Origin of the sequence: Kitasatospora sp. NPDC051914, assembly GCF_040680995.1 — a bacterium.
In the GTDB taxonomy this organism is placed as follows: domain Bacteria; phylum Actinomycetota; class Actinomycetes; order Streptomycetales; family Streptomycetaceae; genus Kitasatospora.
Genome location: NZ_JBFAXX010000015.1, coordinates 116,306 through 142,438, shown reverse-complemented (window position 1 = coordinate 142,438; position 26,133 = coordinate 116,306). Strand labels below are relative to the sequence as shown.

Annotated in this window: 16 protein-coding genes and 1 pseudogene; 9 read left to right on the top strand and 8 right to left on the bottom strand. The window is 73.6% G+C overall.

Annotation, left to right across the window (positions count from 1 at the left end; genetic code table 11):
* The coding region (locus tag AB0M03_RS12790; protein WP_363491408.1) for a nitronate monooxygenase at positions 1 to 1,014 on the bottom strand (1,014 nt) is incomplete at its 3' end.
* 148 nt (positions 1,015 to 1,162) lie between these two features.
* On the opposite strand from AB0M03_RS12790, the gene AB0M03_RS12785 reads away from it, so the two are divergent.
* The 3 genes from AB0M03_RS12785 to AB0M03_RS12775 all read left to right on the top strand — a co-directional run bounded on the left by AB0M03_RS12785 (position 1,163) and on the right by AB0M03_RS12775 (position 3,227).
* On the top strand, positions 1,163 to 1,774 hold the full coding sequence (locus tag AB0M03_RS12785) for a hypothetical protein (RefSeq protein ID WP_363491407.1): 612 nt from the start codon (positions 1,163 to 1,165) through the stop codon (positions 1,772 to 1,774).
* A gap of 71 nt (positions 1,775 to 1,845) precedes the next feature.
* On the top strand, positions 1,846 to 2,553 hold the full coding sequence (locus AB0M03_RS12780; protein ID WP_363491406.1) for a hypothetical protein: 708 nt from the start codon (positions 1,846 to 1,848) through the stop codon (positions 2,551 to 2,553).
* A gap of 83 nt (positions 2,554 to 2,636) precedes the next feature.
* A complete protein-coding gene (locus AB0M03_RS12775; RefSeq protein ID WP_363491405.1) occupies positions 2,637 to 3,227 on the top strand; it encodes a TetR family transcriptional regulator in 591 nt (196 codons plus the stop codon).
* A 302-nt stretch (positions 3,228 to 3,529) separates the two neighbouring features.
* Here AB0M03_RS12775 and AB0M03_RS12770 read toward each other — a convergent pair whose 3' ends face one another.
* Entirely contained in the window at positions 3,530 to 5,506 is a 1,977-nt protein-coding gene (locus AB0M03_RS12770) for a heavy metal translocating P-type ATPase (RefSeq protein WP_363491404.1), read from the bottom strand.
* 95 nt (positions 5,507 to 5,601) lie between these two features.
* On the opposite strand from AB0M03_RS12770, the gene AB0M03_RS12765 reads away from it, so the two are divergent.
* Complete coding sequence (locus tag AB0M03_RS12765) at positions 5,602 to 5,994, top strand: metalloregulator ArsR/SmtB family transcription factor (RefSeq protein ID WP_363491403.1); 393 nt, start codon at positions 5,602 to 5,604, stop codon at positions 5,992 to 5,994.
* Positions 5,995 to 6,335: 341 nt separating this feature from the next.
* Here the strand turns inward: AB0M03_RS12765 and AB0M03_RS12760 are convergent, their stop codons facing one another.
* The gene (locus tag AB0M03_RS12760) at positions 6,336 to 7,169 is read right to left on the bottom strand and encodes a class I SAM-dependent methyltransferase (RefSeq protein WP_363491402.1); all 834 of its coding nucleotides are present in this window, start codon (positions 7,167 to 7,169) and stop codon (positions 6,336 to 6,338) included.
* 85 nt (positions 7,170 to 7,254) lie between these two features.
* Here AB0M03_RS12760 and AB0M03_RS12755 point away from each other — a divergent pair, with 85 nt between their 5' ends.
* Both AB0M03_RS12755 and AB0M03_RS12750 read left to right on the top strand, forming a co-directional pair.
* Positions 7,255 to 7,854 (top strand): TetR/AcrR family transcriptional regulator, encoded by a 600-nt coding sequence (locus AB0M03_RS12755; protein ID WP_363491401.1) that lies wholly within the window; start codon positions 7,255 to 7,257, stop codon positions 7,852 to 7,854.
* Between the two features lie 100 nt (positions 7,855 to 7,954).
* Positions 7,955 to 9,298 (top strand): hypothetical protein, encoded by a 1,344-nt coding sequence (locus tag AB0M03_RS12750; protein ID WP_363491400.1) that lies wholly within the window; start codon positions 7,955 to 7,957, stop codon positions 9,296 to 9,298.
* A gap of 48 nt (positions 9,299 to 9,346) precedes the next feature.
* On the opposite strand, the gene AB0M03_RS12745 is transcribed toward AB0M03_RS12750, so the two are convergent.
* On the bottom strand, positions 9,347 to 11,416 hold the full coding sequence (locus tag AB0M03_RS12745) for an amino acid adenylation domain-containing protein (protein ID WP_363491399.1): 2,070 nt from the start codon (positions 11,414 to 11,416) through the stop codon (positions 9,347 to 9,349).
* 247 nt (positions 11,417 to 11,663) lie between these two features.
* On the opposite strand from AB0M03_RS12745, the gene AB0M03_RS12740 reads away from it, so the two are divergent.
* The gene (locus AB0M03_RS12740) at positions 11,664 to 11,999 is read left to right on the top strand and encodes a DUF1330 domain-containing protein (RefSeq protein ID WP_363491398.1); all 336 of its coding nucleotides are present in this window, start codon (positions 11,664 to 11,666) and stop codon (positions 11,997 to 11,999) included.
* A gap of 225 nt (positions 12,000 to 12,224) precedes the next feature.
* Positions 12,225 to 12,869: an HNH endonuclease family protein gene (locus AB0M03_RS12735; protein ID WP_363491397.1), complete on the top strand. Its 645-nt coding sequence runs from the start codon at positions 12,225 to 12,227 to the stop codon at positions 12,867 to 12,869.
* 73 nt (positions 12,870 to 12,942) lie between these two features.
* Here the strand turns inward: AB0M03_RS12735 and AB0M03_RS12730 are convergent, their stop codons facing one another.
* A complete protein-coding gene (locus tag AB0M03_RS12730; RefSeq protein ID WP_363491396.1) occupies positions 12,943 to 13,431 on the bottom strand; it encodes a glutathione peroxidase in 489 nt (162 codons plus the stop codon).
* Between the two features lie 194 nt (positions 13,432 to 13,625).
* On the opposite strand from AB0M03_RS12730, the gene AB0M03_RS12725 reads away from it, so the two are divergent.
* Positions 13,626 to 14,348 (top strand): flavodoxin family protein, encoded by a 723-nt coding sequence (locus AB0M03_RS12725; protein WP_363491395.1) that lies wholly within the window; start codon positions 13,626 to 13,628, stop codon positions 14,346 to 14,348.
* Between the two features lie 32 nt (positions 14,349 to 14,380).
* Here the strand turns inward: AB0M03_RS12725 and AB0M03_RS12720 are convergent.
* From AB0M03_RS12720 to AB0M03_RS12710, 3 genes and pseudogenes are all read right to left on the bottom strand, one after another.
* Positions 14,381 to 14,515 (bottom strand): annotated as a pseudogene (locus AB0M03_RS12720) (transposase); the annotation flags it as partial.
* 254 nt (positions 14,516 to 14,769) lie between these two features.
* Positions 14,770 to 25,512: a toxin glutamine deamidase domain-containing protein gene (locus AB0M03_RS12715; protein ID WP_363491394.1), complete on the bottom strand. Its 10,743-nt coding sequence runs from the start codon at positions 25,510 to 25,512 to the stop codon at positions 14,770 to 14,772.
* Positions 25,513 to 25,518: 6 nt separating this feature from the next.
* Positions 25,519 to 26,133: hypothetical protein (locus AB0M03_RS12710; protein WP_363491393.1), on the bottom strand; the 615-nt coding region annotated here is incomplete at its 5' end.

The following is a 26,133-nucleotide window of genomic DNA, read 5'->3' as shown; positions in this document are numbered from 1 at the left end:
GACGGTGCTGAAGAGGGACGGGGTCGGCGTCACCACCGACTCCGCCTGCGCCGCCACCGGCGGCACCTGGACCTCCGCGTACGACAACGTGGTCATCAGGGCGTTCTGCGCGGGGTACGCGGGCACGTCCTCCTCGTGCGCCGCCATCTCCCGTACGAAGCGGTTGGCGATGCCGCGGGCCGTCCGGCCGGAGAACAGCCGGGTGAGCACGGTCGTCCGCGCCTCGGGGGAGAGCAGCGCCCGGCGGTGCACCTCGCTCACCCCGGACTCCGCGCAGGCCAGGAAGCCGGTGCCGATCTGCACCGCGTCCGCCCCCAGCACCAGGGCCGCGGCGAGGCCGCGCCCGTCGGTGATCCCGCCCGCGGCCACCACCGGCACCCGGACGGCGTCCGCCACCTGCGGCACCAGTGAGAAGGTGCCGACCAGCGACTCCCGGACGGGCGCCAGGAACGCCCCGCGGTGCCCGCCCGCGTCGCTTCCGGAGGCCACCACGACGTCCGCGCCCGCCCGCTCCAGCGCCTCGGCCTCGGCGACCGTGGTGGCCGTGCCGATCAGGACGATGCCGCGCCGCCGCGCCTCGGCCACCAGCCGCTCCGGCGGCAGGCCCATGACCAGGCTGATCGCCGGCGGCCCGGCGGCCAGCAGCGCGTCGACCTGGTCGTCGAAGTCCTGCTGCGGCCGCCGCTCGGTGGACGGCACGGGCAGCCCGAACTCCTCGTAGTAGGGGCGGAGCCGCTCGACGTCCGCGGCCGTGGCGCGGACCTCGCGCTCGCCCTCCCGGGGCACCCAGAGGTTGACCGCGAAGGGCCGGTCGGTCGCGGCCCGGAGCTCCTTCACCACCCCGGCGACCGCCTCCGGCTGCAGGTGGTGGGCGCCGAAGGACCCGAGCCCGCCGGCGTCGGACACGGCGGAGGCCAGCGCCACCGACGACATCCCGCCGCCGAACGGCCCCAGGACCACCGGATGCTCCAGCCCCAACAGCTCGCAGAACCGGTTCACGGCCTGTGACGTCATGACGATGCGCTCCCTCGCTCTCGACTGCCACAATGCTAGACGACCGGTCAACTATTGGCGAGGGGGATGGGCTCGGGGCGCGTGTCGGGAGGTGCCGCAGCGTCAGGGGGGTGCCCCGGTGTCGGTGGTGCGCCCTACCGTACGGCGCATGGGACTTTCGATCTCCGTCGGACTGATCAACGACCTCACCCGCCACGAGCCCGAGGGCGCCGAGCGCCACGCCCGGGCGCTGGACCTGCTCTCCGGGGCCCTGAACGACAAGGGCATCACCTGGCGCGAGCCGGCCGCCGACGACACCGGGCGCGCCGAGTTCTCGGCAGGCTTCCCGTACGGCTACCTGCACCACCTGCGCCGCGTGTACGTCCTGCAGAAGCAGGGCGCCGAGGTCACCCCGGCGGCGACCGCCGACCGGGAGCAGTACGAGCGCGACCAGGAGGAGGTGGGGGAGGAGACCCTGATGTTCTCCTCGCACCTGCTCTGCCACTCCGACTGCGACGGCTTCTACGTGCCCGCGGACTTCGCCGACCCGCTGTTCCTGCCGCAGGAGTCGGGGGTCGCCGGGGGCGGCATCGTCGGCTCCACCGCCGGGCTGCTCGCCGAACTCCGGAAGATCGCACCGGTGATCGGCATCGACCCGGACGCCGACGCCGCCGCCGTGGCGCCCGACGACCCGTTCGAGGCCGAGAAGTTCGCCTGGTACCAGTTCCACGAGGCCTGCCGGTCCAGCCTCGCCACCGGGCGGGCGCTCGTCTTCCACTGACGGTACGTCATCCGCGGTGGAGAGCAGCGGATTCGGGCATCGCTGTCGGATCGCGGGGTTAGGCTCCGATCATGCGGATTCGACGACTCGCCCCCGTGGCCTTACTGCTCGCGCTTGCCGCGACGACCGGAGCCTGCAGCAGCAGTTCCTCGGCGCCGCCACCGCCGCAGCCGGTGTCGGGGGCGGCCGCCGCGCCGTCCTCCACGGGGCCCACGGGTGCCACGGGGGAGAGCGCCGCCCCGGTGCGCTACGGCATACCGGCCGACCTGCCCGGCCTCTGCTCGGTGCTGCCGTACGGGCTCTTCGCGTCCGTCCTGGGCAGCCCCGCCGGGCCCCCGCAGGCCGATGAGAAACTCGGCGAGCCGCACGGCGGCCGGACGGCCTCCTGCGGGCAGAAGCTCCGGGTCGGCGCCGAGAGCGGCCCGGGCGGAGCCGTCCGCACCTACCTCACCCTCTGGTCCGACGAGGTCACCGCCGCGCAGCAGTTCGCGGCGATCAGGGAGGCGGACGCCAGGGACTACGGCAAGGACGGCCGCCGGTACATCCCTCAGAACGGGGTCGGCAACGAGGGCTACCGCATCGTCGGCACCATGAGCGGCGACAGCATCGCCGTCCAGGAGGTCACCGTCCGCCACGGCAACCTGAGGATCAGCGTCCGCGTCCTCGCCGACCGCGGCCACACCTGGGACGCCGCCACCACCGCCAACCTCGTCGACCGCATGGCTGCCTTCGCCGGTGAGGCCCTCCCCGCCATCCAGCAGGTGGCCCCGGCGGGCTGACCCGATCGAGGTGCCGGTCCGTGCCCCGGTGCGGGCGCGGACGGTTCCCGAGGACATTAGTTGACCGACCGTATACTCGCGGCATGGGACGCACCAGCACGGCACAGGAGCGGCTGTTGGACGCCGCGTGCGAGCTGCTGCACGACCGCGGGTACTCGGCGGTCGGGGTGGCGGAGATCTGTGCGCGGGCGGATGTCCGGAAGGGCAGTTTCTACCACTTCTTCGCCTCCAAGCGGGCGCTGACGCTGGCCGCGGTCGACGCGCACTGGGCGGTGCAGCAGAAGGCCTGGCGGGCGGTGCTGGGGGATGCCGGGCAGCCGCCGCTGGAGCGGTTGCGGCAGCTGCTGGAGGCGCAGGCGGCGGCGCAGCGGGCGGACAAGGCGGCGGGCGGCAGCGTCCGCGGGTGCCTGCTGGGCAATCTGGCGCTGGAGCTGAGCGGTCAGGAGCGGGAGATCCAGGCGCGGCTCGCGGCGATCTTCGACGAGCAGGCGGCGTTGGTGCTGGGTGTGCTGGCCGAGGCGGCTGAGACGGAGGCGGTCGCCGCCGATGCGGAGACCGCCCGCGCGGTGGTGGCGCACCTGGAGGGTGCGGTGCTGCTGGCGAAGCTGGCGGACGACCCGGCCGGACTGGACGGGCTGTGGCCCGCCGTTCGGCGACTGGTCCGCGCGGACTGACGGGCCCGCAGCCCGTACGCGGGAGCGCGGGGAGCCGTGCGGTCGGGGTCGGTCCTGGAGCCCCGGCTCGGGCACCGGCCGCGAAGCAGCGGGGCGATCATGCACTCACCGCGGTCGGCGCCGGGCGACGGCCGGCCGGAAGGCCCGGGGCGAACCCGAAGCCGCCGCGCGTCGATCCCGGTTGAGCCGCGCGGCGCACCCGTGCGGCCGCTCCGGCAGGGGGGGGGCGGGCGTCGATGACGTTCTTCACGGCGATGGTGCAGCCTTCGTCTGTGGGGGCACCCACGGCTGCGGACATGCCTTCAGGTGCAGGCCCGCGTCCAGGCCGATTCGCGGAGCAGGCGCAGGCCGTTGAGGCCGACGAGGACGGTGGAGCCCTCGTGGCCGAGGACGCCGAGCGGGAGCGGCAGGGTGGTGACCAGGTCCGAGACGACCAGGGCCGAGATGAACACCGCGGCGAGGACGAGGTTCTGCACGACCAGACGGCGGGCGCGCCGGGAGAGGGCGACCACGGCGGGGACGGCGGTGAGTTCGTCGCGGACGACCACGGCGTCGGCGGTCTCCAGCGCCAGGTCGGAGCCGGCCCGGCCCATGGCGACGCCGGCATGGGCGGCGGCCAGGGCGGGTGCGTCGTTGACGCCGTCGCCGACCATCAGGACGGCGCGGCCGGCCCGCTCCTGCTCCCGGACGGCGGCGGCCTTGTCCTGGGGCAGCAGCCCGGCGCGTACCTCGGTGATGCCGGCCTCGGCGGCCAGGCGGGCCGCTGCACGGGGGTTGTCGCCGGTCAGCAGCACCGGCGTTCTGCCGGTGAGCCGGGTGAGGGCGGCGACGGTGGCGGCGGCGTCCGGCCGTACCCGGTCGGCGATGCCGAGGACGCCCGCCGGCCGGCCGTCGATCTCCACGGCGACGACGGTGTGGCCGGCCTCCTCCAGCTCGGCGGCGACGGCCGCGGCCCGCCTCGCGGCCGGGTCGGCGGGGTCCAGGAGGCGGGCGGGGGAGCCGACGCCGACCCTGCGGCCGCCGACGGTGGCGGTGACGCCGCTGCCGGGGGTGGCGGCGAAGTCCGCGGCGGGGGTGAGGACGAGACCCCGGGCACGGGCGGCCCCGACGGCCGCGCGGGCCAGCGGGTGTTCGCTGGGGTGCTCGGCGGCGGCCGCGAGGGCGAGCAGCCGGTCCCCGGTCAGCCCCGAGCCCGGCAGCGGGCGGACGGCGGTGACCCGGGGTGCGCCCTCGGTGAGGGTGCCGGTCTTGTCCAGGGCGACGGTGTCCGTCCGGCCGATCCGTTCCATGGCCACGGCGGACTTCACCAGCACACCGTGGCGGCCGGCGTTGGCGATCGCCGACAGCAGCGGCGGCATGGTGGCCAGCACCACCGCGCAGGGCGAGGCGACGATCATGAAGGTCATGGCGCGCAGCAGCGAGTCGGTGAAGGCCGCGCCGGCGGCGAGCGGGACGCCGAGGACGGCGAGGGTGGCGATCACCATGCCGATCGAGTACCGCTGCTCGATCTTCTCGATGAACAGCTGGGTGGGGGCCTTGGTCCCGGAGGCCTCCCCGACCATGGCCACGATCCGGGCGATCACCGAGTCGGAGGCGTCCCGTTCGACCTTGATCCGCAGCGCGCCGGTGCCGTTGAGGGTGCCGGCGAAGACCTCGTCCCCGCTGCGTTTGGCGGCCGGCAGCGGCTCGCCGGTGATGGTGGCCTGGTCGACGTCGCTGGTGCCGTCCAGGACGCGGCCGTCGGCGCCGATCCGCTCGCCGGGCCGGACGAGGAGGGTGTCGCCGACCGCCAGGTCACGGGTGGGGACGGTCTCCTCGGTGCCGTCGTCCAGCAGCCTGGTCGCGGTCGGCGGGGCGAGGTCGAGCAGGCCGCGCACGGAGTCCGCGGTGCGGGTGGTGGCCAGGGCCTCCAGCGCGCCGGAGGCGGCGAAGATGACGACCAGCAGGGCGCCGTCCATCACCTGCCCGACCGCGGCGGCGCCCAGTGCGGCCACGATCATCAGCAGGTCCACGTCGAGCGTCTTCTCCCGCAGGGCCTGCAGGCCGGCCACGGCCGGCTCCCAGCCGCCGGCGAGGTAGGCGAGCGCGTACGGCGGGCCCCAGGCCCAGGCGGGTGCGCCGGCCAGGTGCAGCGGCAGGGCGAGGAGGAACAGCCCCGTCGCGGCGGCGGCCCAGCGGACCTCGGGCAGGGCGAAGGCCCGGGTGCGGCGGCGCGGGAGTACGGGGGCGGGGCGTGCCCCGGTGGTGGGCGGAGGCAGGTCCAGGACGGCAGAAGGCATGGCGGAAGGACCGTTCGGGGACGACCGGACAGTGACACTCCCACCGTACAGGAACATCTGAACAGGTATTCACATGTCGTCGATAGGATTGGCATATGGGCCACGGAGTCGACGCCAGGAACACAGCCAGCACCCGCGAGCGGCTCGACGCCGTGGGGGCGACCGACGTCGCCGCCACCCTCCAGGCCCTCGCCACCCCCTCGCGCCTACGGATCCTCGCCCGGCTGAACGAGGGGCCCTGCGCGGTCGGCGACCTCGCCGAAGCCGTCGGGATGGAGGCCTCCGCCTGCTCGCACCAGCTGCGGCTGCTGCGCAACCTGGGCCTGGTCGCGACCGAGCGACGCGGGCGCTCGATCGTCTACTCGCTGTACGACCACCACGTCGCCGAACTCCTCGACCAGGCGCTGTTCCACGTCGAGCACCTGCGCCTCGGCCTGCGGGACGAGGCCGAGCCCGCAGCCGGGGCGCAGCCCACCGCAGCGCGGTAGCGGCACCCCGTCGGTCGGGACCGTACGGCGGCGCCGCCTTCCCTGCGATCAAAAACTCCGTTGCCGGTGCGTGCCCTACTGCCAGACTCCCTTCGGCCCGAGCGAGTAGTGCCGGGTGCCGCACTGTCTTTCAACTCCTGTGGGGCGTATTGAAGTGCACCCTGCCTGCCGGCGCTCTCCGCCGAGCGGCCGCCGGCGCCGCCATGGCCGGCACCACTGTCCTGACCGGCACCACCGCGACGGCCGGCCGGACCACGGCCGTCCGCCTCACCAGGACCGCCGACTGACGGTACGGAACTGCAGGGGGCGCGGGGCGGACCGCCCCGCGCCCCCTGTGGCCGTCAGGGACTTCCGGGGGCGGTGGCCGCGGTGACCACCAGCGTGTCGTAGGGCATGGTGAAGCTCCCGCCGGCCGCGTCGACGACCTCGCCGATGCCGTCCAGCAGCTTCGCCAGGTCGGCCGACGAAAGACCGGAGTGGCCGCCGGTGGTGGGGAGTTGGTCGAGCCACTCCTCGCGGCTGTACGTCCGCTCCCAGGGGAAGCTCCACTGCTCCGGGTCGCCGTACGTGCCCGTCGCCCGGATGCCGCCGGCGGCCTTCGCGCACAGCATCGCGTACCCGTCGACGGTGCCGGCCGAGGCCCAGCGGCGGTGCGCCGGGGAACCGGGCAGCAGCCGGCCGTAGACCTCGGCGAAGGCGCGGGCCACGTCCTGCGGCGGCCGGTCGGCGTTCCAGAACACCGCCAGCCGTCCGCCGGGCCTCAGCGCCTCGGCGGCTTTCGCCGCTCCGGCGACCGGGTCCACCCAGTGCCAGGTCTGGCCGGAGACGACGGCGTCGAAGGTGCGGCCGGCCGGGTCCCAGGCCTCGAAGGCCGCGACCTCGACAGCGATGCCGCGCCGGCGGGTCCACTCGGCCATCCGCGGATCGGCCTCGACGCCCAGCACCGTGCAGCCGGCCGCCCGGAACTGCCGGGCCGCGATGCCGGTCCCGATGCCGACGTCGACGACCTCGGGCCCGGGGATGCGGGCGGCGACCGCCGCCACCACGGCGTCGGGGTAGCGCGGGCGGGCCCGGTCGTAACGCGCCGGGTCGGTGCCGAACGACTCGGCGAGGTTCCGGATTCGGTGAGGCCCTTGAGGCGGGGGAGGAGGCACCCCGGGCGGTAGAGTGGGCATGCGCCCACTATGAGTGGGCATTCGCCCACTCGTCAACGGGGCCCGGCCGGTACCCGGCGTCCGGCCGTGAAGGGAGAACCCGGAAATGCCCACAGGAGTGGCGCTCCGCGACGCGCGGGAGCAGCTGTTCGACGCCGCCGAGCGCATCCTGCTCAGGGACGGACCGAGCGCACTCACCAGCAGGGCCGTCACCACCGAGGCCGGCTGCGCCAAAGGGGTCCTGCACCGGCACTTCGCCGACTTCGACGCCTTCCTCGCCGAACTCGTGCTCGACCGCATCGCCCGGCTCGAAGCCCGGGGCGAGGAACTGCGCGGCACCGCCGGCACCGGCGCGGTCGCCGACAACCTCGCCGGTGCACTGACCGGCCTGTTCGAGTCCGTCGCGGTGGCGATCGTCGCCCTCACCATCTCCCGCGACGCGCTGCGCGCCCGGCTGCGCGACGGCAGGCCGAGCGGCGTCCCGCTGCTGACCGAGGCCACCACCGCGATCGCCGGCTACCTGGCCGCCGAACGCGACCTCGGCCGGATCGCCGCCGACGCCGACATCGACACCCTCGCACCCACCCTGATCGGCGCCGCCCACCTGCTGTTCGCCGACCGGAACGGGACCCCGCCGCAGCCCGCAGCCGTCCGCCGTACGGTGGCCGCGGTGATCGCCGGCGTGCTGCCGGACCCGCAGACGTGAACAGCCCTTCCGCCCGCCGGACTTCACGTGCCCCGGCGGGCCGGCCGGAAGGATCTTGCGAAGCGGCCCGACCGTCCGCCGCGCCCCGTAGGCTCGCCGGGTGACCGCAGCAGAGTGGGAAGAAGCCTGGACGGACGGCGGACGGCGCGCCGTCCACATCGGCGACGTCGCCGACTTCAACGCGCAGTTCATCCCACAGACCCCGGCCGCCCGGCGCCAGGCCCACCACTACTCCTGCCTCGCCGCGTTCTACACCCCGCACCCCGCCGCCCTGCTGCTCCCCGGTGAACCGGACGCCGAGTGGACCGCGTGGCTCGCACGGGAGTTGGCGTGGGACCCGGTCGAACTGCACACCGGTCTGGCCGACGAGCACACCACCGTGCGCGGCGCCCTCGCCGCCCGCCCGGCGCTCCGGAACCGCGTCGACCGAATCGGCCTGCCCGTAAGGCCCTGGGGCCGCACCGAAGGCCCCGGGCTGGAGGCCGTGCACCGCTTCGAGTCCAAGGCCGCCTCGCACGAACTCTTCGCCCGAGCGGCAGCCGCCGGCCACCCCGGCATCCTGGTGCCCCGTCAGCAGCCCGCGTCCTCCCCGCGGCACGCCGCCCGACTGCTCGCCGCCCGCGCCCGGCGCGGCGAGACCGCCGTCCTCAAGGCCCACCACGGCGTGGGCGGCTACGGCACCGCCGTACTCACCCCGCAGGACGTCACCGCGGCCGGCGGGGCCAGGGCGCTGCTCCGCGAGCTCACGGCGACACGGGTGCTGCCGCCGGGCGGGCTGCTGGTCGAGGAGTACGTACCGGGGCGCGGCCGGCTGCGGAACCTCACCTTCGACGCGGTGATCGCCGACGACGGCAGCGTCCACCCGGTCGGCACCGCCGTCATGCACCTCGACGGCACCAGCTACCAGGGCGCCACCACGGGGCCGGGCGCGGTGCCGCCGCGCGCGGCCGTCACCGCCAGCGAGTTCGGCCTCGCGGTCGGCGCCGAACTCGCCCGGGCCGGCCACCGCGGCTGGTACGACATCGACTTCGTCACCGACCCGGCCGGCCGGCTCGCCCCGACCGAGGCCAACCTGCGGCTCACCGGCCCCGCCGTCGCCTTCGTGCTGAGGGCACGACTCGACGCCGTGCACGGCCCCGGCCACCGAGTGCGCACCCTGGACCGGCTGCCGCTCGGCGCCCGCCTCCCGCAGCAGGCCCTGCTCGCCCACCTGGCCGGCCTGGCCGAACGCTGTGCCCGCTTCGGGGTGCGGCTGCTGCCGACCATTCCCACCGCGAGCTGGGACGAACTGCCGACCGCCGGTGTCGCCCTCGCCGCCCGCACCCCGGAACCACAGGCGGCCCTGGACGTCCTGGACGCGGCCGAGGCGGTCGTCCGCGCGGCCGGCGAGGCACTCGCCGACCCCTTCGACGCGGTGGGGCCCGACGGCGCCCGTCCTTCGTAGAGCCGCAACCGCACTGCTCACGTTCCCGGCCGGGAGACGTCCTCGGCATCACGCCTGGCCCTTCGCCGAGCCGCGGCCCGTGGTGGCCACCGGTGCCACGTTCGGCCGCGCCAGCAGGAAGACCATCACCACGGCCGCGGACGCGATCAGCGACATGTTGAACACGAAGACCATCATGACCTCCCGCATCCAGTCGGTCGGCCTGGTCAACCGGTACATGTTGTCCTGCGGCCACCAGGAGGCGAGCAGCCAGCTCACCGAGAGGTGGGTGAGCCTGGTGAGCCCCGGCCCCCGGCCGAGCCTGGTCACCGAGGGGTGGCCGAAGAACAGGAACACCATGCCGAGGGCGAAGCCCAGCCACTCGGTCAGGTAGAGGAGCCCGAACGGCCAGTGGTACGCCGTCGGCACGCCCGAGAGGTCGGTCGAGCCGGGCCAGAGCGTGGGGGTGAGGATCAGACCGGCGAGGAAGGAGAGGCCGAAGACGAGCAGCGAAAGGAGCACGCGGTCGAAGGCGCGGACGTCGCCCCGGTTCCCGCCGCCCTTGGCGGAGGTCTTGCCCGGGCCGCCCCCGCGGCCGCGCGGTGCGGGCAGCGGCAGGGCCGCGCGATCCAGCTTGCCGGCACGGGTGCGCGGCAGCGCCGGGACGGGGACGACCGCCTCCGGGACCAGCTGCTTGGGCAGCCGGTCGGCGAGGTACTCCCGGACGGCCGCGGCCTCCGGCCCCGCGCCCCCGGCGGCGACCACATAGGCCACCAACGGCCCCTTCGCAGCAGCTGGTTCGGGACCGAGCACGGTCACCGCGCACTCCCGGACATCGGGGTGGCCGCGCAGGACGGCCTCCGCCCGGGCGGCGTCCGCGGTGCCGGAGCCGGTGTCCCGGCCGATGTACTCCAGCAGTCCGTCCGGCCGCCGCCGGGCGAGATCGCCGGTGCGGTAGGCGCGGTCGTCGATCCCGGGCAGGAAGGCGAAGCGGGACTTCGTCAGATCGGGCAGCCGGGGATAGCCGCGGCCGACACCCCGGCCGGTGACGCAGATCTCGCCGATCGCGCCGTCCGGGACGGGCCGGTCGTCCTTGCCGATCAGGTGGATGCCGTTGCCGGGGAAGGGCCGCCCGATCAGCGACACCTGCTCGGGATGCTCAACGTCCCCGGCGAGGTCGGCCGGGTCGAAGTAGGTGCTGTCCACGGCCGCTTCGGCCACGCCGTACACATTGATCACCCGGACGCCCGGGCCGAGGTAGCGCTGCAACCTCAACTGCTCGTCCAGGTACCACTTCTCCGCGCCGACGGTGAGCAGCCGCAGCTCGCCGAGCTCCAGGCCGCGCGGCAGCAGGTGGTCGAGCAGGCGGCGCGCGGTGTGGACGTTCGTCTCCATCACGGTGATCCGCTCGTCGACCACCAGCCGGTGCAGCTCGGACAGTTCGGCCGTCCGGTCGAGGGTGAAGTTCCGCCGGGCCATCACCAGGCAGCCGCCGGTGCACAGCGCCCGGACCCAGTCCGCGGTGAAGACGTCGAACTCCAGGGTCGCCGTCTGCAGGAACCGGTCGGCCGCGGTCAGCCCGTACACCTCGCGCCAACCCCGGTGGGAGTGCAGCAGATTGCGGTGCTCGACCAGGGCGCCCTTGGGCAGGCCGGTGGACCCCGAGGTGTAGAAGATGCACGCCGGGTCGTCGCTGGTGAGGCCGACCCCGAGCGGCCCGTCCCGGTGTGCGGCGATCTCCTCCGCGGCGGTGTCCGGACAGAGGACCACGGCATCGCCGGAGTCGGCCAGACGGACGCGGTGCACCTCCTCGGTCACCACCACCGCCGGTGCGGCGTCGGCCAGCACGTGCCGGATCGTCCGGTCCGGGCCGGTCGGCTCCAACGGCACATAGGCCGCACCGGTCTTGAGCACTGCGAGCAGCGCGGTGATCAGCTCCGTGCCGCGGCCGAGCGCGACCGCGGCACAGCGGCCCGGGCCGAGCCCGAGGCCCGCCAGGTGCCGGGCCAGCCGGTCCGCCCGCGCGTTCAACTCCCCGTACGTGAGCCGGACCCCGCCGCAGACCACGGCCGGTGCGTCCGGTGCGCGCAGCGCCTGTTCCTCGAACAGGCCGTGGACGGTCTGCGCCTCCCCCTGCATGGTTCAACCCCTCCCTCGTCGGCGGTACCGCCTTGAGCCTGCCCGCCCCCACTGACAGTGTGCAGCCGATCCACCTCGGTGACCGGCCCGGGATGCGCGGTAGTTGCACCCTCGTCACCGGATCGGGACGCCCTCAGGACCGTCGTCGGCTACCGATGGCCGACCGATGCGGCCGGCCCGGTCCCGGACGCACCATGGAGACCGCCGGGACGGCCCGGCAGCTGCACCCGATCGGGAGGGGACCACCATGACCGCCTACGCCATCGCCCGGCTCCGCGACATCGACTTCGGCCCCGACATCGTCGAGTACCTCCGGCGGATCGACGCCACGCTCGACGGCTTCGGCGGCCGGTTCGTCGTCCACGGCGGCGAGTTCGAGGTCCTGGAGGGCGAGTGGACGGGCGACACGATCGTCATCGCCTTCCCCGACCGGGCACGGGCCCGCGCCTGGTACGACTCGCCCGCCTACCGGGACATCCTCGGCCTGCGGACCCGCCACTCCACCGCCGACGCCGTCATCGTCGAGGGCGTGGGGGAGGGTTACCGCGGCGCCGACGCCCTGAAGAAGCTGCCGGCGGGCTGAAGCCCGTCACCAAGGCAGTTGGGCAATCCTCCGGTGGGTACCCGAGTGCCGGCAGCCCTGGAAGGCCGAATGCGGGGGCCTGGTGCGTCGAAGGTGTACGCGGTGACCCCGAAAAATTAACCTCCGGGGTCTACTCGCGTAAACCCTGGGAGCAGCAAGCTTGTTGAGCGCTCGGAACCTGTCCGTCCGGGCGCTCTTCGCGCTTCCCGCCCTCTGGAGTCACGCATGACCTGGATACGTCCGCTGCGCCGCACCGCCGCCGCGCTCGGCGCCACCGCCCTCGCCGCCACCGCCCTGCTGGCCGGCGCCGGCACGGCCGAGGCCGCACTGCCCACCCCGGTCTCCACCAGCACCGCGAAGACCTACCTGGCGAGCCTGACGGTCGCCGCCGAGTCCCACGAGTCCACCTACAACCGGGACCTCTTCCCGCACTGGATCACCATCTCGGGCACCTGCAACACCCGCGAGACGGTGCTGAAGAGGGACGGGGTCGGCGTCACCACCGACTCCGCCTGCGCCGCCACCGGCGGCACCTGGACCTCCGCGTACGACAACGTGGTCACCACCAACGCCTCGAGCTTCGACATCGACCACCTGATCCCGCTCGCCGAGGCGTGGCGCTCCGGCGCCTGGGCCTGGACCACCGCCCAGCGCCAGAACCTCGCCAACGACCTCACCCGCCCGCAGCTCATCGCGGTCTCGGCGAGCTCCAACCGCTCCAAGGGCGACCAGGACCCGTCGACCTGGCTGCCGCAGGCCTTGTACCGCTGCGTCTACGTGCGGGCCTGGGTGCAGGTGAAGTACTACTACGGGCTGTCCGTCGACAGCGCCGAGAAGTCCGCGCTCACCTCGGTGCTCAACGGCTGCTGAGCCCGGGTACGGCGGACGCCCGGCCGCTCCCCTCGGGGGTGGGAGCGGCCGGGCGTCCGGCCCGCGGGAGTGCTCAGGCGGGGAGCTGCGCCTCGATCGCGGCGATGATCTCGTCCGCCTCCGGCTCGGTGCGCGGGCGGAACCGGCCGACCACCGTGCCGTCCGGGGACAGCAGGAACTTCTCGAAGTTCCACTGGACGTCGCCCGCCGCGCCCTCGGCGTCCGGCGTCTCGGTCAGCCGCACGAACAGCGGGTGACGGTCCTCGCCGTTCACCTCCACCTTCTCGAACAGGGGGAAGGACACGCCGTAGGTGGTGGAGCAGAAGGTCTGGATCTCCTCGGCCGAACCCGGCTCCTGCCCGAGGAACTGGTTGCAGGGGAAGCCGAGCACCGTGAAGCCGCGGTCGGCGTAGCGCTGCTGCAGCCGCTCCAGGCCCGCGTACTGCGGGGTCAGGCCGCACTTCGAGGCCACGTTGACCAGCAGCAGGGCCTTGCCCTTGTGGTCGGCGAGCGAGGCGGGCTCGCCGGCGAGGGTGTGCAGGGGGATGTCGTACAGGCTCAACGGAGGGTCCCTTCGGGGCGTCGGGTCATACGGCGCACCTGGTGCGCCGGAGCGCACAACCGCGCGCGCCGCTGATCTGTTCCCGCCCCCGGCCTCGAGCTGCGCGCTACGGCGGGGCGAGTCGCGACGCGCCCCGCCACCCGGACGGCGGAGGGTGCTCGCCGGATCACCGTGCGTGTGTTCTGCTGGCCGCCATGACCAACCCCGACGGCGTCGCGCACTACGAGGACCTCCGCGCCCTCTTCGTGAACTGCACCCTCAAGCGTTCCCCCGAGCGCAGCCACACCCAGGGCCTGATCGACATCAGCGCCGGGATCATGGCACGGCAGGGTGTCACGGTCGAGCAGATCCGCGCCGTCGACCACGACATCGCCACCGGCGTCTGGCCGGACATGACCGAGCACGGCTGGGAGACCGACCAGTGGCCGGTCCTCTACTCCCAGGTGATGTCCGCCGACATCCTCGTCCTGTGCGGGCCGGTGTGGCTCGGCGACAACTCCTCGGTGACGAAGAAGGTGATCGAGCGGCTGTACGCCTGCTCGTCGATCCTCAACTCCCAGGGTCAGTACGCGTACTACGGGCGGGTGGGCGGCTGTCTGGTCACCGGCAACGAGGACGGTGCCAAGCACTGTGCGATGAACGTGATCTACAGCCTGCAGCACCTCGGTTACGTGATCCCGCCGCAGGCGGACGCGGGCTGGGTCGGCCCCGCCGGCCCTGGCCCGTCGTACCTGGACGAGGGGTCCGGCGGTCCGGAGAACGACTTCACCAACCGCAACACCACCTTCATGACCTGGAACCTGCTGCACCTCGCCCGGATGCTCAAGGACGCCGGCGGCATCCCGGCCCACGGCAACCAGCGCTCCGAGTGGGACGCCGGCTGCCGCTTCGACTTCGAGAACCCCGAACACCGCTGAACGGCCGGTCCACTTACAGAGGATCGGCACGTCGGGAAGTGACCGTGGTTGCGGGTGGCCTTCCGCAGCCGGAAGTTGATCGACTCGATCACGTTCGTCGAGTGGACGACGGTCCTTGCCGTCGGCGGGGCCGCCGCATAGGGCGTGGACTCGGGCCAGGCCCGCTGCTGTGACAGGTCGGACCGGGTCCGGGGGCGGGTCCTGCCAGACGGTCAGCTCCTCGGCGTCGGTGACCTTGCCGATCAGGTCCGCGCTGACCTCGACGCCGCAGATGCCGGCCAGGTGGAGCGGTGTCCACCAGTGACTCGGGCCGACTCAACGGCCGCGTTCTCGCTGTCAGGAAGCAGCGATGTCCGTCCGTTCCGGCCGGCCAAGACCCCGATGTAGAGCCTCGACCGGCCTGTCGGTTGACGAGGTACCACTAAGCGTGCGGGTGGTCGGTGGTCTCGGTGGTGAGGTGCTGGTGCCAGGGGGTGGGGGTGTGATCGGTGGGGAGGAAGGTGGTGAGGAGTTGGTCGAGTTTGCCCTGGCGCCAGTCGCGGTCCTTGGCGGGGGCCTGGTCGTTGAGGGCGGTGAGGCGCTCCTGGGCCGTGGTGCCGCCGGCGAGGCGGTTGGACCGGATGGCCTGGGCCACGTCGGCCAGGGTGGAGAAGGAGAGGGTGCCGGGGGTGGGAGTGGTGAGCGGAACGGCGGCCGGGTTGGTGCCGGAGAAGGGGACGCGGGGGTCGAGGTGGCCCTGCTCGCGGAGGTTGATGAGGTCCACCAGGAGGGTGCTGCGCAGGCGTTGGAGCTCCTGCTCGACCTCGGCCTTGGTGCGCCTGCTGCCCCAGTCCTGCTTGAGGATGCCCTCGGCCTCGGTGTCGAAGCGCTTGAGTTCGGCCTCGGCCATGCCCGTGTAGATGCGAGCCAGGTGGACGGCCTCCTGGTTGGGGGTGGGCGGGTTGAGCTCCAGGGGGCGTTGGCGGACGGCGGTGACGGTGGAGCCGGCTTCATTGGTCGGGTCCACGCTGGTCTCCTGGCTGACGATCTGCCAGCCGTCGGTCGGGCTCTTCCAGAGGAAGTTGGTGACCTCGTAGAAAGCGGCCTGGGTGCCGCTCTCGTACTCCTCCGGACCGAACCAGTCGGTGGGCTGCTGGGTGCGGCGGAAGTCCAGGGCGCTGGAGTTGTTGGTGGTGCAGGACTGGTAGTGCCAGGCCGTGAAGACGTCCGGGGTGGCCCCCGGGGTGACGGCCAGGGCGCAGCCGTTCATCACGGCAGTGAAGACGAACTCCGAGCCGGGGACGGTGGCATCGGGGTCGAGCGGCACGGGAGTCGAGCCGACGGTGTCGAGCTGTCCGCCGGGAGCACCGGCCAGGTAGGGGATGTAGGAGGAGGCCAGGTACTGCTGGTCTGCCGGGGGGTTGGCGAAGCGGTCGGCGAAGCGGGAGACGAACTCGTGGTCCGGGTGGGCTTCGACGTACTTCTCGACGGCCGGGGTGAGGATCAGGGCGTTGTTGCGGCGCGGGTCCGGGACCAGGGTGAACCAGTTCCGGGGCTGGGTGTTGGCCCAGGCCATGAACTGGCGGGCCTCCTGGCGGCTGAGGCCCGGCGTGCGGAGCTCCATGCCGAGCGCACCGTCGTAGGACAGGATGTTGTCCCGGAGGAACTCGGCCGGGTTGTTGGTCAGTCGGTCGTTCGCCTCCACCGGGTCGGGGAGGTTGAGCGGCTGCGGGGCGGTGACCGGCGGGGCGGTCTGGGCGGTCGTGTCCGCCGTGGTGTTGCCGAACAGGGAGCTCAGGAACGGGGCGCCGAAGTCGGCCTGGAAACCCCGGTCCGGGGTGAGGCCGGGCAGCGTGGACTCGTCCGGTCCGGCCGCCGAGGCCCAGACCTTCCAGCCGGTGGTGCGCGGGTCCGGCAGTGAGCCGGGGGTCGCGTCCCAGGACCGGTGGGTGCTCGGATCGACCCAACGAAGCTGTCCGTCAGTCCCGTTGACGAGTGCGACGGTGTGGCCGACCTCGCCCTCCCGGCCGACCAGCACAGTGGCGAAGGAGCCCGGGCCGCCGCGCCGGACGTGGTCGAGGAGCGAGTCCACGGCGGGCCGGCCCTCGCCGAACAGGTGCGGCAGGTCGTGGCGGCGGTTGAGCACCTGGGCGGCGTGCTGCTCCACCGAGCCGGTGAGGCTCTGGCCGGAGGGGCGCGGGCGGCCGTAGTGGGTGTCGCGGTAGGCCTCGACGGCCTCCAGGCAGCTCTGCAGGTCGTCGCCCAGGCGGAAGTCGGGACCCGGGGAGACCGGCTGCCGGTGCGGGGTGATCAGGCTGAGCAGCTCGGGGGTCGGCTCCGGGAAACGGTGGCCCTCGGTGAAGTCGCGCAGTGCCGCGTGCTGGTCGGTGTCGGCCGGACGGTAGCCACGGTCGTGCAGGACGGCGTCCGTGTTCTCGTACGCGGGCGTCCGGCGCCGCTTGGCCGGGGGCTCACCCCGGTCGGTGGTGGGCACGGAACGGTCGGTGGCGTCGGAGGAGGAACGGACCGGGCCGAGCTGGAGCGGCACGGTGCCGGGCGGCGGGGGCGAGGCGTGACCGGGCGCCGGCTGACGGTTGGTCGAACCGAAGCCGGACGGGCCGGCGCCGTCGGAGGACGAGGAGGAGGACGAGGCGCTGACCGGGCCGAGCCGGAAAGGTGCGGTGGCGGGCGGTGGGGGCGAGGGGACGGTGCCGCGCTCGCCGTCGCTCTCGCTCTCGCTGTCGTCGTTGAGGGTGAAGTCCTCGTCGAAGATGCTCGGTCCGTGGTCGGTGGTGGTGACCGGGCCGTGCTGCGGGCTGTCGCTCCGGGGCGTCTCCGGCGCGGTCACCATCGAGCGAGTGTCGGAGTCCGAGTCGCTGTCGTGGGCGGCCGACTGGGGCGCGGTCACGACCGAGTCGGTCTCCGAGTCCGAGTCGCTGTCGTCGTTGAGGGTGAAGTCGTCGTCGAAGATGCTCGGGCCGGTTTCGGCGCCGGGTGCGGTCTCGGTCTCGTCCTCGCTGTCGTCGTTGAGGGTGAAGTCTTCGTCGAAGATGCTCGGGCCGGTTTCGGCGCCGGGTGCGGTTTCGGTCTCGTCCTCGCTGTCGTCGTTCATGGTGAAGTCGTCGTCGAACAGGCTGGGCCCGTTGTCGGAGGACTGGTACCGGAAGGGCGACTGGGGGCTCGGCGGCTGCGGAGCCGTGGGCGCCGGCTCGGGCGACGGTTGCTGCACCTCCGGCGTCGGCTCCGGGAGCGGGACGGACTCTTCGCGCGGCGCCGGGATCGGGCTGTGCTCGGGGGCGGGCTCGGCGGACGGGGGCGGGGACGTGCGGAGCACATCGCTGGGCCGGTCGTCCAGGTGGAACAGGGCCATCAGGAGCTGGTTCTGCTGCCAGTCGTTGGCCCGGCCGGTGAGCTCGGAGGTGTACTGCTGGTACGGGGAGTCGGGCTGGGCATAGCCGTTGAGCACGTCCGCGATGACCTGGACCTGCTCGGGGCGCGGGGCGGTGGACTCCGCCTGCAGCTCCGCGGAGTTCCGGAGCTCCTCGATGAAGCCGTTCTCCCGCTCGCGGATCGCCGCGGAGACCTCCGCCAGCCGCTGCCGGGCCTCCGGGATGGTGCCGAGGGGGATCTGGGAGAGCTCCCCGGTCCTCATCATGCGGCGCTCCTCGGCCGCGCGGCCCTCAGGGGAGAGGGCGTGGTCGAGCACCGCCCGCTGCTCCGGGGTCATGCCGGCGCCGAGCAGCTCACCGAGCTGGTCGTAGTCGTCGCCCAGTCCCTCGGCGAAGGCGGTCAGTTGGTCGCTCTTGAGCTCGAACGGCCGGCCCGAGGTGTCGTCGGTGGGCAGGGTGTTCAACCAGCCGTCGGCGATCTCACGGTTGTAGACGGCCTTGCGCAGGTTGTCGTACGCCGGGGCGTCCGCGACCGCCGTGGTCCAGTCGTTGCCGGAGGCAAGGGCGTCGGTGACCTTCTGGAGCTCGTCCCGGACGGCGACCGCCTCGTGCGAACGCTGCAGCGCGTCGGCGCTCTTGGTGCCGCTCTCGGCGAGCTCGCGCAGGGCACGCTGCTCGGCCGGGTCGGTCAGACCGTCCGCCTTGTCCGCCAACACATCGGCGGCAGCGCGGAGTTCGCGCACGGCGGTGTCGACCTCGGCCTTGGTGGCCTCGGGCTTCAGCGCGCTCTCCCAGGACTCCTCCAGTCGCGTCTTGGCGTCGGCCGGCAGGTGGTCGCCGGCCCGGGAGGAGAGGTCCGAGGCGGCGGTCGAGGAGACCGCCTCCGGGTAGGGGGTGGTGCCGGTGACCGGGGAGAAGTACGGGCGGCCGGTGAGTTGGCTGGTGCCGGTGGTGTTGGCGCCCTCCTGGACGGCGGGCAGGCTGCCGAGCTGGAAGACCTTCTCGAAGGCGTCCTGGTCGAGCGGGCCGGAGCGCAGCACCAGCACGTCGTCCGGGCCGAGCGAGTCGAGGAGTCGGTTCACCCCGTCGGCGTCGAGGGTGGAGAGGTCGGCCCGCTTGAGCCACGGCTGCTCGTACGGCGGGGCGTACGGGATGTCGTGGTTGCCCACCTGGAGCAGCACGGCCGGCTTGCCGAGGCCGGCTTGGTGGATGCCCGCCGCCAGGTAGTCGGGGGCGCCCGCCTGGCGGTCCGGGGTGAGCCGGGCCAGGCCGTAGAGCGGCATCAGGTCGACATCGCCGGAGGTCACCCGGTCGGCCATCGCCTGGAGGTTCTGGTGGTTCGCGAAGGCGTGCGGGTCGGGGGCCGGGACGTGCTGCTGGAAGAGCGCGTTCTTCTTGTCCACCGTCCCGTCCAGCGGCAGCACGCCGAAGCCGTCCTCGGTGCGGGAGAAGACCGCGCGGGTGGACATGCCCCAGGCGTACGGCGCCAGCACCACGGCCTTGTCGGCGCCGGTGTAGGAGAGCAGGGCCTTGGAGTTGTCGCCGTCGGCCTCGATCTCGTCGCTGGCCGCGACCAGGGTCAGCCCGCCGTCCGCGACGGGGGCGGGTGTGTTCTCCCCGTGCGGGTCGAACTCGTCGGGGGCGTAGTGCAGCTGGCCGCCGCCGAGCAGGTCGGTGTCGAGCATGCGGTCCAGCCGGGCGCGCACGTTGGTCGGTGCGACCAGGTTCACCTGTCCGTCGTAGCCGAGTTCGCGCAGCGAGCGGATCATGTTCACCGCCGCGGCCTGGTGGCCCGAGCCGGGTCCGGAGGCGACCACCACGGTGACGGAGGGCTGGTCGGCCAGCTTCCTCGCGACCTCCTGCCGGGCCTCGACCTCCAGGTCGGTGGGCGGCACGCCGCCGCGCCGGTGGGTGATGACATCCATCAACTCCCCAGCACGGTCCGGCTGTTCGCCGCCGAGCCGCCAGAGGGTGTGCTCGGGCACCTCGCGGCCGAGGTCCTTGAGCAGCTCCGGGCCGTGTTCGCTGCCGAGCAGGTCGCGGACGGCGCCGAGGTCACCCTTGCGGACGTCCCGTATCTGCTGGGTGAGCGCGTCGGCGTCGGCGATTCCGTAGCGCGAGGCCAACTCGGCCGCGCGGTACGCCGGATCGGGCAGCACCCGGCCGGTGGCGGGCCAGGTGTGCTGCGGGGCGTCGGAGTCGGTACGGTCCGAGGCGGCCCGCGGCGGCGGTGCCGGGAGGTCGGCGTCCGGCTCCGTGGGCACACCGCGGTCGACCGGCTCCGACCGGTCGGAGCCACCCGGGGGCTGCTGCGGCGGGACGTCGCCGTTGTGCGTCACGTCACCGTCACCGTCGTACACGACGTCGCCGTCGGTGTCCTGGACACGGCCCTCGGCGGGGGCGGTGTGGTCCAGCCGCGACTCGGACGGCAGTCGGCCGTCCTCGACCTGTGCGGTGAAGTCGCGCAGGCCCTGGTACATGTCGTTCTCGGCGTCGGTGGCGTGCACCGGGTTGGCGGGCTCCTGGTGCACCGCCGTCGGGTCGGCACCGTACAACCGCTCCAGCAGTGGCACGAGTTCGGGCTCGTTGGCCCGGACCCAGTCCGCGCCGTTGTTGCGGGGCTGCCCGGTGTAGGGGTCGGTGCCGTGGTTGGTGCCGAGGTAGGCGTTGCTGACCTGGGCGAAGTACTCGTACTCGTCCCGGGCCGCGTAGTTCTCGGCCTCGCTGCCGTCGGGTCGGCGACGCGGGCCGTCGGACCACTCGGAGGGGCCGTCCTCACCGAACAGGCGGGGCAGCGACTCGTCGTCCAGCTTGGCCCGGTAGGTGTCGCCGATCAGTTGGCGGTCGGCATCGGTGAGGCCGAACTTGTGGACGGTGTGGGCGAGTTCGTGAGTGGTGGTGGAGTAGCCGTCGGCGTAGTGCTGGTCCGGGCCGACGGTGGTGCGCTCCCCGAGCAGGTTCTCCTCGGTCACCGCGGCCCACTTGCCGCCGGAGCCGCGCACGTCGTCCCAGCCGCGCCCGCCACCGGCCTCGCTGTCGGCGGTGCGGCCGCCGAGGTGGGCGAACGGGGCGAGGTCGGTCATCGGCACGTCCTTGGGGACCACGACCAGCCGGCTGCCCTCGGTGAGCAGACGGGCGGCGGTGTCCGGGTCCTGAAGCATCCGGGTCAGCTGCGCGGTCGCCTCGGCGCGGGCCGAGGCCGGGCGGTCGGTGGCCCGGTCGACGTCCACCATCAGCTGGGCGGCGGTCTTCGCGAACTCGCCGGGCGGCAGCGTGTCACGCAGCGCCGCCACGAAGGCGGGGTCCTGGGCGAGGCCGCGCCGGTCCGAGGCGGGGAGCGAGGCGATAGCCGCCTCCCGCTGGTGCGGCGGGAGCCCTGGAAGGTCGCGGGTGAGGTCGGCGATGTCGGCGGGCCTGGTGACGGCGTAGGCGTCCTGCGGCGGCGCGGAGCGCTGGTGGTCCGCGCCGTCCCGGGTGCCCGCCGAGTGGTCGGTGGCGGCGGGCGGGGGCGAGTAGGCGTCCCGCATGCTGTCGTCGGACCGCTGGGTGGCGGTCGGCCGGGCCTCCGGCTCCGGGGACGGCGTGGTCCGCATCCGGTCCTCGGAGTCCGTGGTCCGGTCGGCGGTCGGCGGGTTGGACGGGCCCGCCGTGGAGGTGGAGGGAGCGGCGGGGGCCGGGCCGAAGTGGTCCCGGAGGATGCGCTGGCCCTCCACGTAGGAGGAGGACTCGGTGCTCTTGTAGCCGTACTGGGTCGGGTTGTAGGACGAGCCGTACTTCTCGGCCAGGCCCTTGAGCACGTTCCGGGCCTCGGTCGGGGTCAGCTTCTTGTCGCGGCCGAGCGCCTCGCCGAGGCGCTTCTCGATGTCGGCGCGCTTCTTCTCCTTGGAGCCGCCCTCGACAGGGGCAGGGACCTTGTCCTTGAAGTCGTCCATATTCTGCTGGAAGCGCTGTGCCTCGGCCTGCTGGCTCTGGATCAACGCCTGGACGAAGGCCTGCTGCTCGGGTGTGCCGCCGCTGCCGAGCCTGCTGGTGTCCAGCGAGGGGTAGAGCGTCTCCGCGACGTACGGGCGGGAGGACCAGAGGGAACTCTGCTTGTCGTCGATGTGGCCCTCGGACTTGTCGGCGGTGATGTCCAGCCAGCCGAGTTCCTGCTTGCCGCCCGCGCCGTCGGCCTTGCTGATCACCAGGTCGGGGCGGGTCGAGCCGTGCGTCACCTGGGTATCGATGGTGTAGCCCGGCGGGAGGGTGACGTTGTCCTTGATCATTTGAGTGGTCATCGACTCGACCACGTAACCGAATTGGCTGGGCAGCCACTTCTGGATCTCGGCGCGGCGCTCGGGCGTGGTCCTCGGGTCCGACCACTCGTTGTAGCTCTTGGTCCAGAGCCTGGTGTAGCCGTCGAGGTCGGGCACCGAGTCCGGGTTGGCCAGCGCCAGCGCGGCGGCCTGCTCGACCTGGGCGTCGATGTCCTTGGCGAGTCGGTGCACCACGTCGCGGTCGGCCGGGTCGAGCCTGCTGCCGTCGGCGACCACGGAGAGCACGCCGAAGGTCGGCGCGTCGCCGTCGAAGACCGAGAGGTCCGTGCGGGGGTTGACCGAGTCCCCGTTCGAGTCGGAGGTGGCGGCCCAGACGTGCTTGTCGCCGGCCCAGTCGCCGGGCAGGGTGTCCGGCCGGGCTTCGCGGACATCGCCCGTGCTCGGGTCGGCCCAGCGCAGCACGCCGTCCTGGCCGTGCACCAGCGCCACCACGTGGCCCTGGGTGCCGGGACCGTCGGAGAACAGGACGGTGGAGAAGCCGCCGGGACCGGCGTTGCGGACCTGGTCCATCACCGAGTTCACGCCGTGCTGTCCGGTGCCGAGCGGCACGGGGGTGCCGTGACGCTTGGTCAGTGTCCAGGCGGAGTTGCTCTCCGGAACGGAGGAGTGCGGCAGCCCGGAGGGGCGCGGGTTGCCGTAGTGGGTGTCGCGCAGCGCCTCGACCGCCTCCAGGCAACTGTAGAGGTCGCCGTGGTCCATGGTCGCGGTGTGCGGGTTGACGTGCTCCAGCAGTTCGGGCGTCAACTCCGGGTGCGGGGTGCTGCCGTGCTGGTTCAGGTGGTCCGTCAGCGCCTGGTACTGCTCCGGTGTGGCGGGCTCGTAGCCACGGTCGCGAAGCGGGCCGGCGGTGTTCTCGTACGCGGGGGTGCGCTGCCGCTTCGGGCCCTCGGGCCGTCCCTGGGGGGCGGTGTCGTCCTCGCGGCCGCGCTTGGTGCCGCGCGGTTCGGGGGCCGGGCCGGTCTCGGTGGTGGGGCGGGGCGTGAACCGGGGCCCCTCGGTGGGCTGTGCGGGCTGCTGGGTCCGGGGTCGGTCGTTGCGGGACGGGGTGCCCTGAACCGGGTCGGCGGGCCGGCGGACCGGGCCGAGGCCGCTCCGGTCGGGCGTCGGCGTCGGTGTGGTGGCGGCCGGGGGCGGCGGGGAGACGTGGGCGGCCGGGGGGACCTGCGTGGGCGGCTGCTGGTTGGGGGCCGGGTCGGGCGTGGGCGGCAGGAAGGTGTCCGAACGGTCGGCGGTGGGCGTCGCCGACGGCCGCGGGGCGGTGATCGGTCCGCCCGCGATCCGGGTGCCCTCGGGAACGGGGGTGTGCAGGTCCGTGCGGTCGCCGGTGGGCTCCGTTCGGACGGGGGCGGGCTCGGGGGAGACCCGGCCGACGGGCACCGGGGTCGGCTCCTGGTGGGGCCGGGCCTCCGGGCGGGGCTGGGGGTCCTGCTGCTGCCGGGGCGTGGCCTGCTCGGCCTGCGGCTGGGGCTGCGGGGAGTGCTCGGCCTGCGGCTGGGGCTGTGGCTGCGGGGAGTGCTGGGGCTGGGGGTCGGGCTGAGGCTGGCGCGGCGTCGGCTCGGAGTCCGGGTGCGGCTGCGGCACGGTGTTCGGCTGTGTGTCGGCCCGCGCGGGGGTGGACCGGGGCTCGGCCTCGGGGCGGACGGCCGGGGCCTCGTGCTCGGTGGGCTGCCGGCGGACCGGGTCGGTCGGGTCGGCCTGCTGGTGCGGGACGGTCGGTTCGGGGCGGGCGGTGGCCGGGGTCTCGTTCGGCCGGGTCTGGGCGACCGGGGTGTCCTGGGTGCGGTCGACGGTCGGTGTCTCGTGCGAACCGGGCTGCTGGTGCGGGACGTTGGACTCCGGACGGGCCACCGGAGTGTCCTGCTGGGGCCGGGCCGCCTCGGTGACGGGCAGGTTGTCGGCCTGCGGGCGGACGGCCGGATCCGGACGGAGGGCGGTGGCCTCGGACTCCGTACGGACCTGCGGCGCGGGCGTGTCGGTCTGGCGCGGGGTGGGCGAGGTGTCGGCCTGCGGCGCGCGGTCAGGAGCGGGGGTGGGGGTGTGCTGCGCGGGTTCGGCCTGCCGCGGGGTGGAGTCCGGCTGCACGGTGGCCGGGGGAGTGTCCGTCCGGCTCGGGGTCGGCGCCGGGGCCTCGGTGGGTGCGGTGGCCTCCGGGCGCGAGGTGCCGCCGGTGTCGGGGGCAGGGGTGTGGTTCGCCGTGGTGGAGGGCGTACCGCCGGACGGCGTGCTCTCGCCACCGCGCGAGCCGGAGCTCGAACCACCGGAGTGGGAGCTGCCGAGGCCGGAACCTCCGCTGGTGATCGGGGTGTTGGTGTCGTGGCTGCCGGAGCCGCCCCGGTCCGAGCCGAACGGGGACAGGGTGCGGCCGCCGCCGGCCGTGGACGGGCTCGTGGTGCTGCCGCCGTCGGAACCGCCGTCGGTGGAGCGGGAACCGCCGCCGGGGCCCTGGTACGCCTGGGCGCCGAGATCCCCGCCGCCCGTGCTGTCGGGGGAGCCGGAGGAGGAGCTGCCGCCCGGACGCCCGCCGAAGGTCGGCGGGGCGTCGGCGCCGGGCAGGGTGCCGCCCGTCGGGACGGTCGGGATGTCGCCACCGCCGAACTTGCCCTTGAGGGCCGAAGCGCCGTGCTGGAGGCCGACGTTGGAACCGCCGCTCAGGCCGGAGCCGAGCAGGCTGCCGCCGTCGACCGTGCCGGTGGTGATGAGCTGGGTGGAGACGTCCGCGCCGACGCCGACGGCCGCGCCGTGCACCATCTTGCCGCCGACGGTCTCCATCGCGTTGCCGAGCCCGGCCTTGCCGGCCGCCGAGCCCAGGCCCTTGCCGATCAGGTGGCCCGAGGCCCCGCCGACCGCGCCGCCGAGCGCGCTCTGGCCCAACTCCTTGGCGTCGAAGCCGGAGCGGTTCCCCTCGGCGACCTGGATGGTCTGCGCGAGCATGTTGATCGCGACTTCCTGGGCGGCCTCCTTGGCCGCGAACTCCAGCGTCTCCTTGAGCAGTTTCTTCAGGATCTGCTGGACAGCGGTACGGGCGACCGCGACCGCCGCCGGGATGGCGGCCAGCGAGGCACCGGCGGTGACCGGTGCGGAGGCCTCGGCCGTGGCGATCTCGAAGGCCAGGATGCCGAGCTGGGCCACGATCTGGATCTTCGCGGTCTCGGTCGAGTTGGCCATGTTGTCCAGCATCTCGGCCATGCCCTCGCAGGACTTGACCATGCTGGGGAAGAAGCCGGGGTCCTCCTCGGTGCCCTTGCCCACCGAGAACTTGGCCCAGTGCGCGGCCAAGCCCTCGGCGGCCTTGCCCTGTTGGCCGTCGAGCGCCCGCTGGACGGTGGAGTCGACCGACCTGCCGACGTCCGCCAGGGTCTCCCCGGCGGCGCGCCAACGGTCGGCCATCTCGCGCATCACGTCCTCCTCACCCTCCGGCCAGCGGGTGCCGGCCAGCAGGAGCAGGACCCACTGCAGGGGTTCGGGGAGCTCGACCGCCATGGTTGATCAGGGCCTTCCGGTCTGGTGCGGGCGCCCCTTGGCGATGTCCCGCAGGGCGAGGTCGGGGTGGAACAGCGCGGTCTCGGGCAGCTCGGCCTCCATCGAGGTGAGGCCGGTGGAGAGGCCCTCCTCGGTGGTGTCGTAGCTCTCGGCCATCACCTTGAGGCCGTCCGCGATGTACTTGAGTGCGGCGGGCAGGTTGCCGATGCCCTCCAGCACCTTGCCGCTGTACGTGAGATAGCCCTTCTCGCCGTTGGCGAACTTCTCACCGGATTCGTCGTTGCCCCACGGGACGCGAGCGTTCATCCCGGACAGGTAGGCGCTCAACCCCCGGCTCAGATCGGCCAGTTGGTCCGACGCGCCGAGCACGGGCCCGACCGCCGCCCGGTACTGCTCCGGGTCGACGTTGAAGCCCTGCCCGGCGCCGCCGCCAGCGCCGCCGGACGGTGCGGAGGTCCGCGCCAACCGCTCGGTGCTCTCGACCGGTCGGGCAGCGACCCGGGCGGTGGTGTGTTCGGGTTCGGCCATCTGCATGGCCTGGAGTCGGGCGGTGGGGTGTTCGGGTTCGGCCGCCTGCATGGCTTGGAGTCGGGCGGTGGGGTGTTCGGGTTCGGCCGCCTG

Excerpts from the sequence above, each read along its gene's own strand:
- AB0M03_RS12785 (WP_363491407.1), top strand. The coding sequence starts at position 1,163 with ATGGGACTTTCGATCTCCGTCGGACTGATCAACGACCTCACCCGCCAC.
- AB0M03_RS12780 (WP_363491406.1), top strand. The coding sequence starts at position 1,846 with ATGCGGATTCGACGACTCGCCCCCGTGGCCTTACTGCTCGCGCTTGCC.
- AB0M03_RS12775 (WP_363491405.1), top strand. The coding sequence starts at position 2,637 with ATGGGACGCACCAGCACGGCACAGGAGCGGCTGTTGGACGCCGCGTGC.
- AB0M03_RS12770 (WP_363491404.1), bottom strand. The coding sequence starts at position 5,506 with ATGCCTTCTGCCGTCCTGGACCTGCCTCCGCCCACCACCGGGGCACGC.
- AB0M03_RS12765 (WP_363491403.1), top strand. The coding sequence starts at position 5,602 with ATGGGCCACGGAGTCGACGCCAGGAACACAGCCAGCACCCGCGAGCGG.
- AB0M03_RS12760 (WP_363491402.1), bottom strand. The coding sequence starts at position 7,169 with ATGCCCACTCTACCGCCCGGGGTGCCTCCTCCCCCGCCTCAAGGGCCT.
- AB0M03_RS12755 (WP_363491401.1), top strand. The coding sequence starts at position 7,255 with ATGCCCACAGGAGTGGCGCTCCGCGACGCGCGGGAGCAGCTGTTCGAC.
- AB0M03_RS12745 (WP_363491399.1), bottom strand. The coding sequence starts at position 11,416 with ATGCAGGGGGAGGCGCAGACCGTCCACGGCCTGTTCGAGGAACAGGCG.
- AB0M03_RS12740 (WP_363491398.1), top strand. The coding sequence starts at position 11,664 with ATGACCGCCTACGCCATCGCCCGGCTCCGCGACATCGACTTCGGCCCC.
- AB0M03_RS12735 (WP_363491397.1), top strand. The coding sequence starts at position 12,225 with ATGACCTGGATACGTCCGCTGCGCCGCACCGCCGCCGCGCTCGGCGCC.
- AB0M03_RS12725 (WP_363491395.1), top strand. The coding sequence starts at position 13,626 with ATGACCAACCCCGACGGCGTCGCGCACTACGAGGACCTCCGCGCCCTC.
- AB0M03_RS12715 (WP_363491394.1), bottom strand. The coding sequence starts at position 25,512 with ATGGCGGTCGAGCTCCCCGAACCCCTGCAGTGGGTCCTGCTCCTGCTG.